Origin of the sequence: Hoeflea sp. EC-HK425 (genome assembly GCF_902498795.1) — a bacterium.
GTDB classification, from domain to species: domain Bacteria; phylum Pseudomonadota; class Alphaproteobacteria; order Rhizobiales; family Rhizobiaceae; genus Hoeflea; species Hoeflea alexandrii.
In genome coordinates this window covers 100,621-115,221 of sequence record NZ_LR701572.1, presented here as the reverse complement: position 1 = coordinate 115,221, position 14,601 = coordinate 100,621, and the positions used below count along the sequence as shown (strand labels likewise).

At 61.7% G+C, this 14,601-nt stretch carries 12 protein-coding genes; 10 read left to right on the top strand and 2 right to left on the bottom strand.

The genetic code is table 11. The annotated features are described in order from the left end of the window. Positions 1–46: 46 nt before the first annotated feature. From SPHINGO391_RS03375 to SPHINGO391_RS03345, 7 genes are all read left to right on the top strand, one after another. Positions 47–1,498, top strand: coding sequence for a homospermidine synthase (locus SPHINGO391_RS03375; RefSeq protein WP_152007503.1), 1,452 nt, complete (start codon positions 47–49; stop codon positions 1,496–1,498). Between the two features lie 135 nt (positions 1,499–1,633). Continuing rightward, positions 1,634–1,996 (top strand): outer membrane lipoprotein Omp10, encoded by a 363-nt coding sequence (gene omp10, locus SPHINGO391_RS03370; protein ID WP_152007502.1) that lies wholly within the window; start codon positions 1,634–1,636, stop codon positions 1,994–1,996. Positions 1,997–2,015: 19 nt separating this feature from the next. After that, positions 2,016–3,269 carry an AMP-binding protein gene (locus SPHINGO391_RS03365; protein ID WP_152007501.1) on the top strand — a complete coding sequence of 418 codons (1,254 nt, stop codon included), beginning with the start codon at positions 2,016–2,018 and terminating at the stop codon, positions 3,267–3,269. Positions 3,270–3,409: 140 nt separating this feature from the next. Further along, positions 3,410–5,353 carry a 5'-nucleotidase C-terminal domain-containing protein gene (locus SPHINGO391_RS03360; protein ID WP_152007500.1) on the top strand — a complete coding sequence of 648 codons (1,944 nt, stop codon included), beginning with the start codon at positions 3,410–3,412 and terminating at the stop codon, positions 5,351–5,353. Between the two features lie 180 nt (positions 5,354–5,533). Further along, positions 5,534–6,580 (top strand): ferrochelatase, encoded by a 1,047-nt coding sequence (hemH, locus tag SPHINGO391_RS03355; RefSeq protein WP_152011407.1) that lies wholly within the window; start codon positions 5,534–5,536, stop codon positions 6,578–6,580. Between the two features lie 155 nt (positions 6,581–6,735). Further along, positions 6,736–7,767, top strand: a complete 1,032-nt coding sequence (locus tag SPHINGO391_RS03350) for an SPFH domain-containing protein (protein WP_244615101.1) — start codon at positions 6,736–6,738, stop codon at positions 7,765–7,767. Beyond that, on the top strand, positions 7,764–8,219 hold the full coding sequence (locus SPHINGO391_RS03345) for an NfeD family protein (protein WP_152007499.1): 456 nt from the start codon (positions 7,764–7,766) through the stop codon (positions 8,217–8,219). The genes SPHINGO391_RS03350 and SPHINGO391_RS03345 overlap by 4 nt, the downstream gene beginning before the upstream one ends. On the opposite strand, the gene SPHINGO391_RS03340 is transcribed toward SPHINGO391_RS03345, so the two are convergent. Further along, complete coding sequence (locus SPHINGO391_RS03340) at positions 8,220–9,215, bottom strand: KpsF/GutQ family sugar-phosphate isomerase (protein WP_152011406.1); 996 nt, start codon at positions 9,213–9,215, stop codon at positions 8,220–8,222. 137 nt (positions 9,216–9,352) lie between these two features. On the opposite strand from SPHINGO391_RS03340, the gene SPHINGO391_RS03335 reads away from it, so the two are divergent. Continuing rightward, positions 9,353–10,954: an outer membrane beta-barrel protein gene (locus SPHINGO391_RS03335; protein WP_152007498.1), complete on the top strand. Its 1,602-nt coding sequence runs from the start codon at positions 9,353–9,355 to the stop codon at positions 10,952–10,954. A gap of 55 nt (positions 10,955–11,009) precedes the next feature. Here SPHINGO391_RS03335 and galU read toward each other — a convergent pair whose 3' ends face one another. Then, entirely contained in the window at positions 11,010–11,894 is an 885-nt protein-coding gene (gene galU / locus SPHINGO391_RS03330; protein ID WP_152007497.1) for a UTP--glucose-1-phosphate uridylyltransferase GalU, read from the bottom strand. Between the two features lie 194 nt (positions 11,895–12,088). Between galU and SPHINGO391_RS03325 the strand changes: the two genes are divergently transcribed. Both SPHINGO391_RS03325 and SPHINGO391_RS03320 read left to right on the top strand, forming a co-directional pair. Then, positions 12,089–13,306, top strand: coding sequence for a lytic murein transglycosylase (locus SPHINGO391_RS03325; protein ID WP_152007496.1), 1,218 nt, complete (start codon positions 12,089–12,091; stop codon positions 13,304–13,306). A 121-nt stretch (positions 13,307–13,427) separates the two neighbouring features. After that, the gene (locus SPHINGO391_RS03320; protein ID WP_152007495.1) at positions 13,428–14,519 is read left to right on the top strand and encodes a DUF459 domain-containing protein; all 1,092 of its coding nucleotides are present in this window, start codon (positions 13,428–13,430) and stop codon (positions 14,517–14,519) included. Positions 14,520–14,601 lie beyond the last annotated feature (82 nt).

The window sequence follows — 14,601 nt, the reverse complement described above, 5'->3', positions numbered from 1 at the left end:
CGCTACCGCCGCAGATGGCTGCAGCGCCATTTTTGGAGCGAATGACATGTCCCAGCAGGATTATCCGGTTTACGCGGAAATCACCGGCCCAATCGTGATGATAGGGTTTGGGTCCATCGGCCGCGGCACGCTTCCGCTCATCGAGCGCCACTTCAAGTTCGACAAGAGCCGCATGGTGGTGATCGATCCGCGCGACGACGCCGGCGACATGGAAATCCTGGCCCAGCACGGCATCCGTCATATCAAGGCGCATGTGACAAAGGACAATTACAAGGAGCTGCTCAAGCCGCTCCTGACCGAAGGCGGCGGACAGGGTTTTTGCGTCAACCTTTCCGTCGACACCGGTTCGCTTGACCTGATGAAACTGTGCCGCAAGCTCGACGTGCTCTACATCGACACCGTGGTCGAGCCTTGGCTCGGCTTCTACTTCGACAAGAACATGAAGAACTCCGAGCGCACCAACTACGCGCTGCGCGAGACGGTTCGCCACGAGAAGAAGAAAAATCCCGGTGGCACCACCGCCGTGTCCACCTGCGGCGCCAATCCCGGAATGGTTTCCTGGTTCGTCAAGCAGGCGCTCGTCAACCTCGCCAATGATCTCGGCATCAAGTTCGACGAGCCCGGCCAGCATGATCGTGAGGCCTGGGCCAGGCTGATGAAGAAGGTCGGCGTCAAGGGCGTCCATATCGCCGAGCGCGACACCCAGCTGACCAAGCTGCCCAAGCCGCTCAACGTGTTCTGGAACACCTGGTCGGTGGAAGGCTTCATCTCGGAAGGACTTCAGCCGGCTGAACTCGGCTGGGGCACCCACGAGAACTGGATGCCGAAGAACGCCAAGAAGCACAAGAAGGGCTGCAAGGCGGCGATCTATCTCGAGCAGCCCGGCGCCAACACGAGGGTGAGAACCTGGTGCCCGACCCCCGGCCCGCAATATGGTTTTCTCGTCACCCACAACGAGTCGATCTCGATTGCTGACTATTTCACCGTCAGGAACAAGGACGGCGATGTCACCTACCGCCCGACCTGCCATTATGCCTACCATCCGGCCAATGATGCGGTGCTGTCGCTGCACGAGATGTTCGGCAACGGCGGCAACGCCCAGCCGGTCCTGCACGTGCTCGACGAGAACGAACTTGTCGAGGGCCTGGATGAACTGGGCGTGCTGCTCTACGGCCACGGCAAGAACGCCTACTGGTATGGCTCGCGCCTCTCGCTGGAAGAAACCCGCCGCCTCGCCCCCTACCAGAATGCCACCGGTTTGCAGGTAACATCCGCGGTGCTGGCCGGCATGGTCTGGGCACTCGAAAACCCGCAGGCCGGCATCGTCGAGGCGGATGAGGTCGACTACAAGCGCTGCCTTGAGGTTCAGTCGCCCTACCTGGGACCGGTGGAAGGCCACTACACCGACTGGACGCCGCTTGACGGTCGCCCGGGCCTGTTCCCGGAAGACATCGACAAGAACGATCCCTGGCAGTTCCGCAATGTGCTGGTGCACTGACACCACTCTAATCCCAGCTGTTCCGGCCGGCCGCAAGTCCGGCCGGCAAGTTGCTGCCTTGCTTTCAACACGCCGGCGCTGCATTCTTTCATAGATGGAATCATATTGATGACGGCTCGAGGGGAACACCGGATCATGAACCTGCATCGCATCATCGTCGTGGGCGCCCTTGCCGGGTTGCTCGCCGCCTGCCAGTCGGCCACCTATTCGCCGCGTCCCGTGGCGGTTCAGCCCCAGGGTATCGACGGCCAGTGGACCGATCCCAACGGCATCATCTCGAGCTTCTACAATGGCCGCTTCGAGACCCGCACGACCGACACCAATTCGCTGCTCGCGGAAGGTTCCTACCGCTACGTGTCGGACCAGATTGTCGAGATCGAATTGACCTCGCTCCTGCGTCAGACAACGTCGCGGGTCAATTGCGCGCTCGCCTCGCAGTCGCAGCTCAACTGCACCTCTTCGACAGGAGCCCAGTTCACACTGGTACGACGCGTCTAAGCAAGCACAGGCCTTTTTCATGACCAGCCATTTCGATGATCGCGAAACGCGCGCGCCGGACGTCCGTGAACAGGAAACCTTCGATGGGCTGAGGAAGCTGCTGACCGGCAGTCTCAAGCGGCTTCCGGCTCTTGCCTCATGGCTCGGCAACCCCGATCCCGCGAGCCTGGTCGATCGCGCCGCACTGGCAAGGCTTCCGGTCCTGCGCAAGCCCGACCTGATGCAGATGCAGGAAGCCAATCCCCCCTTTGGCGGTCTTGCCGATCCCGATGCGCTCAAGGGCAACCGCGTGTTCATGTCTCCCGGCCCGGTCTGGGAACCACAGGGCCTTGGTGTCGACCCGTGGGCCTCTGCCCGCGCCCTGTTTGCAGCCGGGTTTCGTTCGGGTGACCTGGTTCACAACAGCCTCGCCTATCACATGACCCCCGGCGGCTTCATTCTTGACGAAGGTGCACGGGCTTTGGGCTGCCTCGTGTTTCCCGCGGGCATCGGCAACACCGAAGCCCAACTTGACGCCGCTGTCCGGCTCAAGCCGTCGGGCTTCACCGGAACCCCTGATTATCTCAAGACCATTCTCGAGAAAGCCGACGAACTCGGCAGCGATCTGTCTTCAATCCGGCGCGCACTGGTGTCCGGCGGGGCATTGTTTCCGTCGCTGCGCCAGTATTACAGCGACCGAGGCGTTTCAGTGCTGCAGAGCTATGCGACCGCCGACCTCGGCGTGATCGCCTATGAGAGCGCGGACGCCAATGGCGCGCCGCATCCCGGCATGATCGTCAATGAGGACATGATCGTGGAAATCGTCCGGCCTGGTACCGGTGATCCCGTGCCCGAGGGCGAGGTCGGCGAACTCGTCGTCACCACCCTCAACCCAGGTTATCCGCTGGTCCGCTTCGGCACCGGTGACCTCTCGGCAATCTTGCCCGGAACATCGCCCTGCGGCCGCACCGGCCAGCGCATTCAGGGCTGGATGGGCCGCGCCGACCAGCGCACCAAGGTCAAGGGCATGTTCGTCGATCCCAAGCAGGTGGCCGAAATCCTCAAGGCACATCCCGAAATCTCCCGCGCCCGCCTCGTGGTCAGCCGCGCGGACGATACTGACGTGATGACCCTGCTGGTGGAGCCCGCAACTGGCGCCGCTCCTGCTGCGGACAAGATCGCGAAGACCCTGGCAGCCATCGCCAAGCTGCGCGGCACAGTGGAAATCGTGGCCCCGTCAAGTCTGCCAAACGACGGCAAGGTGATTGCCGACGAACGCGACTACTCGGCCTGAATCCAGCCAAATCTTCCGCACGGCAGCATCGGGCACTTGAAGTTCCAAGCCGATAGTGAAACCATCACTTCAAGCCTGCCGTGGGTAACCGCGAAGACGGTATTCTGGCACGCCTTGAGCTGCGAAACAGGGAGTTCTCAATGAACAGATTCATCAAGCACGCGTTGTTGTCGGTCTCGGCCCTCGGGTTGAGTTCAGGCGTGGCATTTGCCGATTACACGCTCAACATCCTGCACATCAACGATCTGCACTCACGCATCGAGTCGATCAACAGGTTCGATTCGACCTGCTCCTCCGAGGACGAGACGGAAGGCAAGTGCTTTGGCGGCATCGCCCGCGTCAAGACCAAGATCGACGAACGCCGCGACGCATTGACCGGCGAGGGCGCCAATGTGCTGGTGCTTGATGCCGGTGACCAGTTCCAGGGCTCGCTGTTCTACTCGACCTACAAGGGCAAGGCCGCGGCAGAATTCATGAACGGCATCGGCTTTGACGCCATGGCCGTCGGCAACCATGAGTTCGACGATGGCCCCGAAGGCCTGCGCGATTTCATCGACATGGTCGAGTTCCCGGTCATCTCCGGCAACACCATCAGCGGCGCCAATTCGGTGCTCGGTGACCGGATCAAGCCCTACATCATCAAGGAAATCGGCGGCGAGAAGATCGCGCTGCTCTCCGTGCTTGCTGCGGACACCGTTGAAACTTCCTCTCCCGGCCCCTCGGTTCTCATCCTCGATGAAATCGACTACCTGAAGGGCGCCGTTGCTCAGATCGAGGAAGAGGGCATCAACAAGATCGTGCTGGTGTCCCATGTGGGCCTCCCCAAGGATCAGCAGATTGCGGCGCAGGTCGACGGGATCGACGTCATCGTCGGCGGTCACAGCCACACGCTTCTGTCGAACACCGACGACGGCGCTGCCGGCCCCTACCCGACAATGGTCAACAATCCCTCGGGCGTCGCCGTACCGATCGTCCAGGCCTACGCCTATTCCAAGTATCTCGGCGAAGTGAAAGTGACCTTCGATGATACCGGCAAGGTCGTCACCGCCGAAGGCGATCCGCACCTGCTCGATGCCAGCGTCACTCCCGACGAGGCTTTCGCGGCACGCGTCAGCGAGCTCGGCGCCCCGATCGAAGAACTCAAGACCAAGGTGGTTTCCGCGTCCACTGCGGATATCGACGGAAGCCGCGATACCTGCCGCGCCGGCGAATGCGAAATGGGCAACCTCGTCACCGACGCCATGCTCGACCGCGTTGGCGATCAGGGCGTGACCATTGCCATCCAGAACGGCGGCGGCCTGCGTGCATCGATCGACACCGGCGAGATCACCATGGGTGAAGTGCTCACCGTGCTGCCCTTCCAGAACACCCTGGCGACCTTCGAGCTCAAGGGCTCCGACGTGGTCGCGGCACTCGAAAACGGCGTCGGCCAGGTCGAGGAAGGCGCCGGCCGCTTTCCCCAGGTCGCAGGCCTTCGCTATAGCTTCGACAAGACCGCCGAACCCGGTTCGCGCATCACCTCGGTCGAGGTCAAGCAGGGCGATGGTTTCGCGCCGATCGACCCGGAAGCCGTCTACATGGTGGCAACCAACAACTACATGCGTGGTGGTGGTGATGGTTACGCAGTGTTCAAGTCCGGCGGCATGAATGCCTATGACTACGGCCCGGGCCTTGAGCAGGTGGTTGCCGATTATCTGGCCAAGAACAATCCTTACACGCCATTCACCGAAGGCCGTGTGATGGCTGCTGCGGAAAAGCCGATGGAAGAAGCCGCGCCCGCAGCCGCGGAAGCTGCTCCTGCGGCTGAAGCAGTTACGATGCCCGAGCCCCTGCCCGGTTTCAAGGATCTGACCACTTCGGCGCCGATGATTTCCGAAGAAGCCGCGCCGAGCGAGGAAACGGCCGCTGAAACCGCCGCGATGCCCGGCAAGCAGCATGTCATCGCCGCCGGCGACACACTGTGGGATCTCGCGAGAACCTATTACGGCGACGCCACCATGTGGACCAAGATCGCCGAAGCCAATCCTTCGGCCACGGCCAAGGATCTGGTGGTTGGCGAGACCCTGTCGATCCCGGCCGAGTAGGCTTTTGTCCCGACCAAACAACAAGGGCCCGGATCTCCGGGCCCTTTTTATATGCTCAAAGATCAATATACGCCTGCCCGATGATTGATTTGTCGGCTTCCATCGCTATGTTCCGTCCCAACGATTGTGCACTGCCGAGAAAACAGAGAATTGGACGCGACCTTGAACACTCATGCGATTATGTCCGACGAGACCAGCCGGGCCATTGGCGAGCTTCCGGCGCAACACCCGCCGGTAAAAATCCAGAAGATTGGCGTTCTCATCGTCAACCTCGGCACGCCCGATGGCACCGACTTCACCTCGATGCGCCGTTATCTCAAGGAATTCCTCACCGACAGGCGCGTGATCGAATGGTCGCGCTTCCTCTGGTACCCGATCCTGTTCGGCATTGTTCTCAACACCCGCCCGGGCCGCGTCGGCAAGGCCTACGAGGAGATCTGGAACAAGGATCTCGATGAGAGCTATCTGAGAACCTACACGCGCAACCAGTCCGACAAGCTCGGCGCCGTCCTTGCCTCCCATCCTTCGGTCATGGTCGACTGGGCGATGCGTTACGGCCAGCCTTCCATCCCGGACAAGCTCAACGCGCTCAAGGATGCCGGCTGCGACCGCATCGTTTTGTTCCCGCTCTATCCGCAATATGCAGCGGCGACCACGGCGACGGTCAACGACAAGGCGTTCCAGGCCATGATGGACATGCGCTGGCAGCCGGCGCTCAGGACCGTGCCGCCCTATCACGACGATCCCGCCTATATCGAGGCGATCGCAAAGTCGATCGAGACCCATCTCGCGGGGCTCGATTGGGAACCGGAAATCGTGCTCGCCTCGTTCCACGGAATTCCGCAGTCCTACTTCCTCAAGGGTGACCCCTATCACTGCCAGTGCCTGAAGACGGCGCGGCTGGTGCGTGAACGGCTGGGCTGGTCCAAGGAGAAGCTGATGCCCACCTTCCAGTCCCGCTTCGGACCGGAAGAATGGCTGCAGCCCTACACCGACAAGACCGTCGAGAAGCTTGCCAAGGACGGTGTCAAGCGCATTGCCGTGATCAACCCTGGCTTCGTTTCCGATTGCCTTGAAACGCTCGAGGAAATCGCCGGCGAAGCAGGCGAGATCTTCCACGAGAACGGCGGCGAGCAGTTCACCCACATCCCATGTCTCAACGACAGCGATGGCGGCATGCAGGTGCTCGAAACCATCGTCCGCCGGGAGCTTCAGGGCTGGGTCTGAAGCCGGGTGCCTGTCGGCTGCCACGGTTCCGACGCGCAAACCGGCAGGCAAGATAATCGCCCTGGAAGATTGCAAGCCTTGACAAGACCCACTACCTGTTTTGGCGTGGCTGCAGCAACCGCCACGCCGGATCAGGGCAGAGGAGGTCTACGGGCATGTTGGGACTGGACATCACGGTCATCGTCGTCGTTGTCATTGCGATCCTGGTTCTGTTTTCAGGAATCAAGACCGTACCGCAGGGCTTTGCCTTCACCGTCGAGCGTTTCGGGCGTTACACAAGGACGCTGACGCCGGGCCTGAACATCATCGTTCCCTTCGTCGACCGCATCGGCCGCAAGATCAACATCATGGAGCAGGTGCTCGACATTCCCACCCAGGAAGTCATCACCCGCGACAACGCCTCCGTGTCCGCCGATGCCGTGTCCTTCTACCAGGTGCTCAACGCGGCGGAAGCGGCCTACCAGGTATCGGATCTCGAACAGGCGCTGCTCAACCTGACCATGACCAACATCCGCTCGGTGATGGGCTCCATGGATCTTGACGAGCTGTTGTCCAACCGCGACGCCATCAATGACCGCTTGCTGCGCGTCGTCGACCAGGCCGCCGCGCCCTGGGGCATCAAGATCACCCGCGTCGAGATCAAGGATATTGCGCCTCCGCTCGATCTGGTCGAGGCCATGGGCCGTCAGATGAAGGCCGAGCGTGAGAAACGCGCCGATGTGCTTGAAGCCGAAGGCTCGCGAAACGCGCAGATCCTGCGTGCCGAAGGCGCCAAGCAATCCGCCATTCTCGAGGCGGAAGGCCGGCGCGACGCAGCATTCCGGGATGCCGAAGCCCGTGAACGCCTGGCGGAAGCCGAAGCCAAGGCGACGCAGATGCTGTCGACCGCCATTGCCGAGGGCGATATCACCGCAATCAACTATTTCGTCGCGCAGAAATACACCGAAGCGCTGGGCCAGATTGCATCGGCACCCAACCAGAAGGTGATCCTGATGCCGCTGGAAGCCTCCTCGCTGATCGGCTCTCTGGGCGGGATCGGCGCGATCGCGCAGGAAGTGTTCGGCAAGGATGGCGGCGATGGCGCCACGCCGGTTGCAAGGCGCACGCCCGGCCAGCCGCCACGCCAGCCGCGCTCGACGACAACACCGGGATATCCTGCCGCTCCGCAGGGAGACCAGGAAACATGATCGCCAGCATCGTCGCCGAGCTCGGTCCGTGGAGCTGGTGGATCATCGGACTGGTCTTTCTCGGCCTCGAGATCCTGATCCCCGGTGTCTTCCTGCTCTGGGTCGGACTGGCGGCCATGGTGGTCGGCGTCCTGTCGTTCCCGCTCTGGGGCACCGCTTTCTGGGGGTGGCAGGTCCAGCTGGTCGTCTTTGCCGCCCTCGCCCTCGCTTTCGCCATGATCGGCCGCCGCATCTCCGCTTCCAGCGCGGAAAGCGATCAGCCCATGCTCAACCGCCGCGTCGAAGGACTGGTAGGCCGCACCGCAACACTGGAAGACCCGATTTCCGAAGGCAAGGGCCGGATCCGGCTCGATGACACGACCTGGATCGTTCAGGGCCCCGACTTGCCGGCCGGCACGCGGGTCCGCATCACCACGGCTCAGGCCGGCGGGCTTACTGTCGAACGGGCCTGATCAGGCGACGCCGATCCTCAACAGATCGTGGAAATGGACGATGCCGATCGGTGACAGGTTCTGGTCGGTCACCATCAACGCGCCAATCGAATTCTTGTTCAGAATCGCCATCGCGGTGCTGGCCAGCGCGGTCGGCGCGATCGTCTTGGGCTGGCTCGTCATGATCGCATCAATCGGCTGATCGACCAGGTTGCGGCCCAGATTGCGGGCCACATCGCCATCCGTGACGATGCCGATAAGGCGTCCGTCCGGCCCCGTTACCCCGACACAGCCGAACTTGCGCTGTGACAGCGTCATGATCGCCTCTGGCGCCGGTGTTCCCGACGGAACCAGCGGAACCGAATCGCCGATGTGCATGACATCGGCCACATGCGCCAGCGTCGCACCGAGTTTCCCGCCCGGATGGAACGTGTGAAAATCGCCCGCGGTAAATCCCTTGGCTTCGAGCAGGGCAACCGCAAGCGCATCGCCAAGCGCCAGTTGCATGAGTGTCGAGGTTGTGGGCGCAAGCCCGTGCGGACAGGCCTCCTGCTCGCGCGGCAGCAGCAGCACGATGTCCGCCTCCCGCCCGAGCGCGGAATCCGCGCCTGCCGTAAAGGCGATGAGCGGAATTCCGAAGCGGCGCGAATAGGCCAGAATGCCCTTCAACTCGGCACTTTCACCTGACCACGACAGCACGATGATTGCATCGTCCTTGGCAATCATGCCCAGGTCGCCGTGATTGGCTTCCGCGGGGTGGACGAAATGCGCCGGCGTCCCGGTGGAAGCCATTGTCGCCGCGATCTTCGCACCGATATGGCCGCTCTTGCCGACGCCGGTCACGATGACCCGTCCGGAGATCACTCCAAGGGTTTCGACCGCCCTGGCGAAAGCTTCAGCCAATCCGTTATCGAGCGAAACAGCAAGCGCCTCGAGCCCGGCTTTCTCGGTCTGGATGGTGCGAACGGCCGAGGCCAGGATCTCGGTGTTCGTAAAGTCTGGCAGGATCTTCTTCATCTGGCCCGAATACCCCTTAGCCGCTTGCGTGTCCATCAACCACATCAGTGATCAGCAAAGCTGCCGATCGAAACCTTGCGTTAACCACAAGTGTTTACGCTTTGACAAGATTTGGACAAGTCCGGAACCCGACACGCATGCGCAACCGCATCAAGACGGCACAAACTCGACTGGCGGTTGGTCGCAACGGCTTTCGGGTCAGCGTGTCGGCAATCTGTGTCCTGTCGGCACTCTCTCCGGCCGCATCGCAGACATTTGGAAATCAAGGTGCCTCGGAATCACCCTATCAGTTGCGCGGCACCACCGGCAGCAGCGTCACAGGTACGGCCAATGCGGCCTCGACGCTTTACGGGGCCCTCCCTGCGGCCCGCCCGACGGGCGCCATATCATCATCCGGGGTCGGCGATGCGGGGAGCCTGGGCGCAACCAGCGCACGGCCGACCGGCGCGGGCGGGTTTGACGCAAATGCATCGTCGGAAGATCTGACCGGATCCATCGGCTCTCCGACAGGTCTCAGCCAGGCCGATCAGGATTATGCTGCCAGCCTTGCCCGCCAGAACGAACGTGTGGGCACCATCGACGGCCTGCCACTGGATTCCTCGTCGGGTGCAGCCGAATTGCCGGGATTTGCCATCGGAACTCTGACCCTGCGCCCGACGCTCGACCAGCGCATCATCCGCGAAGCCGTGCGTTTCGGAACCTCGAAAACAAGCCGCACCTACAGCCAGACCAGCCTGTCCGGAACCCTTCAATCCGACTGGTCGCGTCATCAATTGAGCATCGACGGAACCGGAACCTGGCAGGAAAACATTTCCGGGACCGGCACCGAATCCCCGAGCGCCGACATCAACGCGCGGCTCGATCTCGATCTGGTCAACGACATCACGGCACGCCTCGGCGCAGGATACAGCTATTCTCAGGAAAGCCGCACAGACCCCAACGCCATATCAGGCGCGTCCACACAGTCCGGCATTCACGAATTGCGGGCCAGCATTGGCCTTCAGAAGAACCTTGGGCTTCTGCGCGGAACCACGGGGCTCGAAGTCACCCGCAGGATGTACGGAAACGCCACGCTGCCAGACGGCACCAGCATTTCCGCCGACGACCGCGACACGCTCGGGGCAAATCTGACCGGCCGCATCGGCTATGAACTGTCGCCAGCACTGGTGCCATTTCTGGAAGCATCGATCGGCCGGGAGAAGTACGACCAGCGAGTCGATTCAACCGGCGCCGAACGCTCTTCCAACACCTATGCCGTCCGCGCCGGGGCAGAAGTCGACCTAGGCGAAAAGCTTTCGGGCGAATTTGCCGCCGGCTATGTCTTCCGCACCCTGGACGATAACAATCTGGCGGATATCTCCGGCTTGAGTGCGAACGGGGAGCTCAACTGGTCCCCGGCACGTGGAACCGACGTCAATTTCGGGCTGGCCACCACCCTCGAATCGGCCACCATTGCCGGACAATCGGGCGCCATCGTCTATGAGCTTGATTCGACCCTGACCCAGCAGATCCGCAGCGACGTGGTCGCCCGGCTGGGCGCAACCGCGAGCTATCGCGACTACGACAGCGGAAGCGGCCGCTCCAACCAGCGCAGCTACGGCGCATCGGTCGGCCTGACCTGGAGCGTCAACCGCTATCTCGATCTGGAAGCCGACGCCAGCTACGAGCGGACCGAGGAACCTGGCGCGACCGATGAGGAAACCACCCGCATCGGGCTTGGTCTCAAGCTTCGGCGGTAGCAACTGGCGGGATCAATGAACCCCGCCTGCTCCCGACACCTCTTCCATGCTGCATTCAGACCCTTGAGATCAGGGCCTTCAACTCTGCGGCCACATCCGGCTTGATGTCTTCCCGGTCTAGCGCAAAGGCGACATTGGCCAGAATGAAGCCGGCCTTGGAGCCGCAGTCATAGGTTTCACCGCCAAATGTATAGGCCGAGAACGGCTGCTGGTCCGCCAGTTTCAGCATCGCATCCGTCACCTGGATTTCATTGCCGGCACCACGTTCCTGTTTCGACAGGATATCGAAGATCTCCGGCTGCAGGATGTAGCGCCCGTTGATGTAGAAGTTTGACGGCGCGGTGCCTTCAGCCGGCTTTTCCACCATCTCGGTGATGCGGAAGCCGCCGTCCAGCGTCTCGCCCTTGCCGACGATGCCGTACTTGTGCGCCAGCGCCGGATCGCATTCCGCGACCGCGACAATGTTGCCTCCGACCTTCTCGTAAAGGTCCACCATGCCGGACAGGCAGCCGACGCTGTCGCGCATCACCATGTCCGGGAGCAACAGGGCAAACGGTTCGTCCCCGACGATATCGCGGGCACACCAGACCGCGTGCCCCAGACCCAGCGGGGCCTGCTGCCGGGTAAAACTGGTGGCCCCCGCTGTCGGCAGCATGTCTTCCAAGGATTTCAACTCCACCGTCTTGCCGCGCGCCCGCAAGGTCTCTTCGAGCTCGGGCTGGATATCGAAATGGTCCTCGATGACGGATTTGTTGCGGCCGGTGACGAACACGAAGTGTTCGATGCCGGCAGCCATGGCCTCTTCGACAACATACTGAACCACTGGCTTGTCGACGACGGTCAGCATCTCCTTCGGCACGGCCTTGGTTGCGGGAAGAAACCGGGTCCCGAGGCCTGCAACTGGCAAGACGGCTTTTCTGACTTTACGTATTTTCGTCATCTATTTTCCTCATTCTTCATAAATGATCTTCCCGGTGCATCCCGGCGCTTGCTGGCCAATACGCACCATTTGTTAGGAAGAGGCAAACGCCGAGACCGGGGCATGCAACATGGTAAACGATTTGTTGACGGCTGGGGTGATAGGATCGTCAATCAGTCACCCGCAATTGCCCTAAACCACAGGATGCTTGGAATATGATCCGATCACCCAGGAAATTTGTTCGCGCCGCCAGCCTTTTCCTCCTTGCCGGTGTTTTTGCCCCGATGTCCGCAAAGGCCGATGCCGGCTTCCAGAAATGGGTCTCGGGCTTCTACAGCACCGCCGCCAAGGAAGGCATTTCGCGCTCGACCTACGAGACAGCATTTAGGGGCGTGACCGCTCCAGATCCAGTGGTGCTCGAAAAAGCTCGTTATCAGCCCGAATTCACCACCAAGGTCTGGGACTATCTCGATTCCCGTGTAAACCCCTATACCATTGCCAAGGGACGCGAGATGGGCGCCAAGCACGCCAGGACACTGTCTGCCCTTGAGCGCCATTTCGGGGTGGAGGCATCGGTTCTGCTGGCGATATGGTCGATGGAATCCAATTACGGGGAAATCCTTACCAAGACCGATCGTCTGCATTACGTGCCCCAGGCGCTTGCAACCCTCGCCTATGCCGATCGGAAGCGGGCAAAGTTCGCACGCCAACAGCTTGTTGCGGCCCTGAAGATCCTCCAGTCGGGGGACGTCACCACCAGGGAAATGACCGGGTCCTGGGCAGGCGCCATGGGTCACACCCAGTTCATTCCGACCAGCTATCTTGCCTACGCAATCGATGCAGACGGCAATGGACATCGCGACATCTGGAACTCGATCCCCGATGCGCTGGCCACGGCGGCAAACCTTCTCAAGAAGAACGGCTGGCGCACCGGCGAAACCTGGGGTTATGAGGCCATAGCTCCGCGTGGCGGCGCCAAGTACGATGGCCAGACCAAGACCCTGTCGCAATGGGCGGCCCTTGGTTTCGCGCGGCCCGGCGGCAAGGGTTTTCCGGTAGGCGACCGCCGTGCCGAACTCAAGATGCCAGGCGGTGCCAATGGCCCTGCCTTCCTGATGACGAAGAACTTCTTTGTCATCAAGCGCTACAACAATTCCGATTCTTACGCTCTCGGCGTGGGTGTTCTGGCTGACGAGATTGCCGGATTTGGCGGTGTTGACCAGCGCTGGCCACGGCCCGCGGGCACCCTCGATGTGAAGGAAAAGTTCGAGTTGCAGACCCGGCTCAAGCAACTGGGATATTATGACGGCGAAATCGACGGCAATTTCGGTTCCGGATCCCGCGCTGCCATAGCGGCGTTCCAGTCGAGGGCCGGGTTGACCGGCGAGGCGATTCCATCGCAGAAGATACTCGACGCGATCCGCCGCTACTGACGACCGGCGCGCGGCTTGAACCAACGGGGCAAACTGCCCAGCAGGAGATGATTTCCGCGTGTTCCACCGCCTGAACTTGTTGCGCAAGACAGTTGTTGTACTCGCTGCTGCGGTAACGGGTATGGCTGCGCTGCATCTGGTGGAACCTGCGGCAGCGCAGGAACGCGTTGAACGGAAATCCATTCTGCAGCTGCTGTTTGGCGGCGGAAACTCGAGCAAGTCCGAGGCTCCGCAGCCCGAGCGGACCAGCCGTGTCAAGAGATCCGAACCTCGCAGCGCGGCCCCTGCGCCAGAACCGGTCGTTGAAAAGCTCGAGAACGCCCGCAAGATCCTCCTCGTCGGGGACTTCCTCGCCGGCGGCACGGCGGACGGGCTGAGCGCGGCCTTTGCCCAGGCTCCGGGGGTGGTCGTGGTCGACCGCTCCAACGGCTCCTCCGGCCTGGTCCGCGACGACTATTATGATTGGCCCGGAGAGGCGCGCGGTATCGTGGAAGAGGTCCAGCCCTCGATCATCGTGGTGCAGCTCGGCTCCAACGACCGCCAGCAGATGCTGGTCAATGGCGAACGGGAAGCAGTCCGCTCCCCCAACTGGCTCGCCGAGTACGAACGGCGCACCCGCTCACTCATCGATGCATTGGGAGGCCGCAACACCCCGCTTTTGTGGATTGGTCTGCCGGCCTTCAAGTCACCTTCGATGAGCACAGACATGGTTGCGCTCAACAGCGTCTTCCGTGCCCAGATTGAAAAGGCAGGCGGCGAATTCATCGATATCTGGGACGGATTTGTCGATGAAGATGGCAAGTTCATCTTCACTGGATCCGACATCAACGGACAACAGGTCAGGCTTCGCGGATCAGATGGCATCAACGTGACTGCAGCCGGCCGCCGCAAGATCGCGTTTTATGCAGAGAAGTCGATCAGAAGACTGTTGGGCGATGCCGCAGCTGAAGGTGTCTCCTCGATCGATTCAGCCAGTTTTCCGGAGATCTTCATGCCTCCGGCACCCGGGGAGAACGCCGCGGCGGTGATGCGGACAATGCCGGTAGCCATGACCGATCCGGCACTCGACGGCGGTTCGGCACTGCTCGGTGAAATGCCCTCGACCACGGGGCTTGTACGTTCGCCCCGCGATCAACTGGTGCTCGACGGCACCCTGCCCGAACCGCCACAGGGGCGCGTCGACAACTTCGCCTGGCCGCGAACCGACCCCTGAGCGTTTCTCCGCAATCGCCTGCCCAGCTGCGGACCCCGCATGACGCCCGAATTCACAAAAGAACAGCGCCTGACGCTCTCAC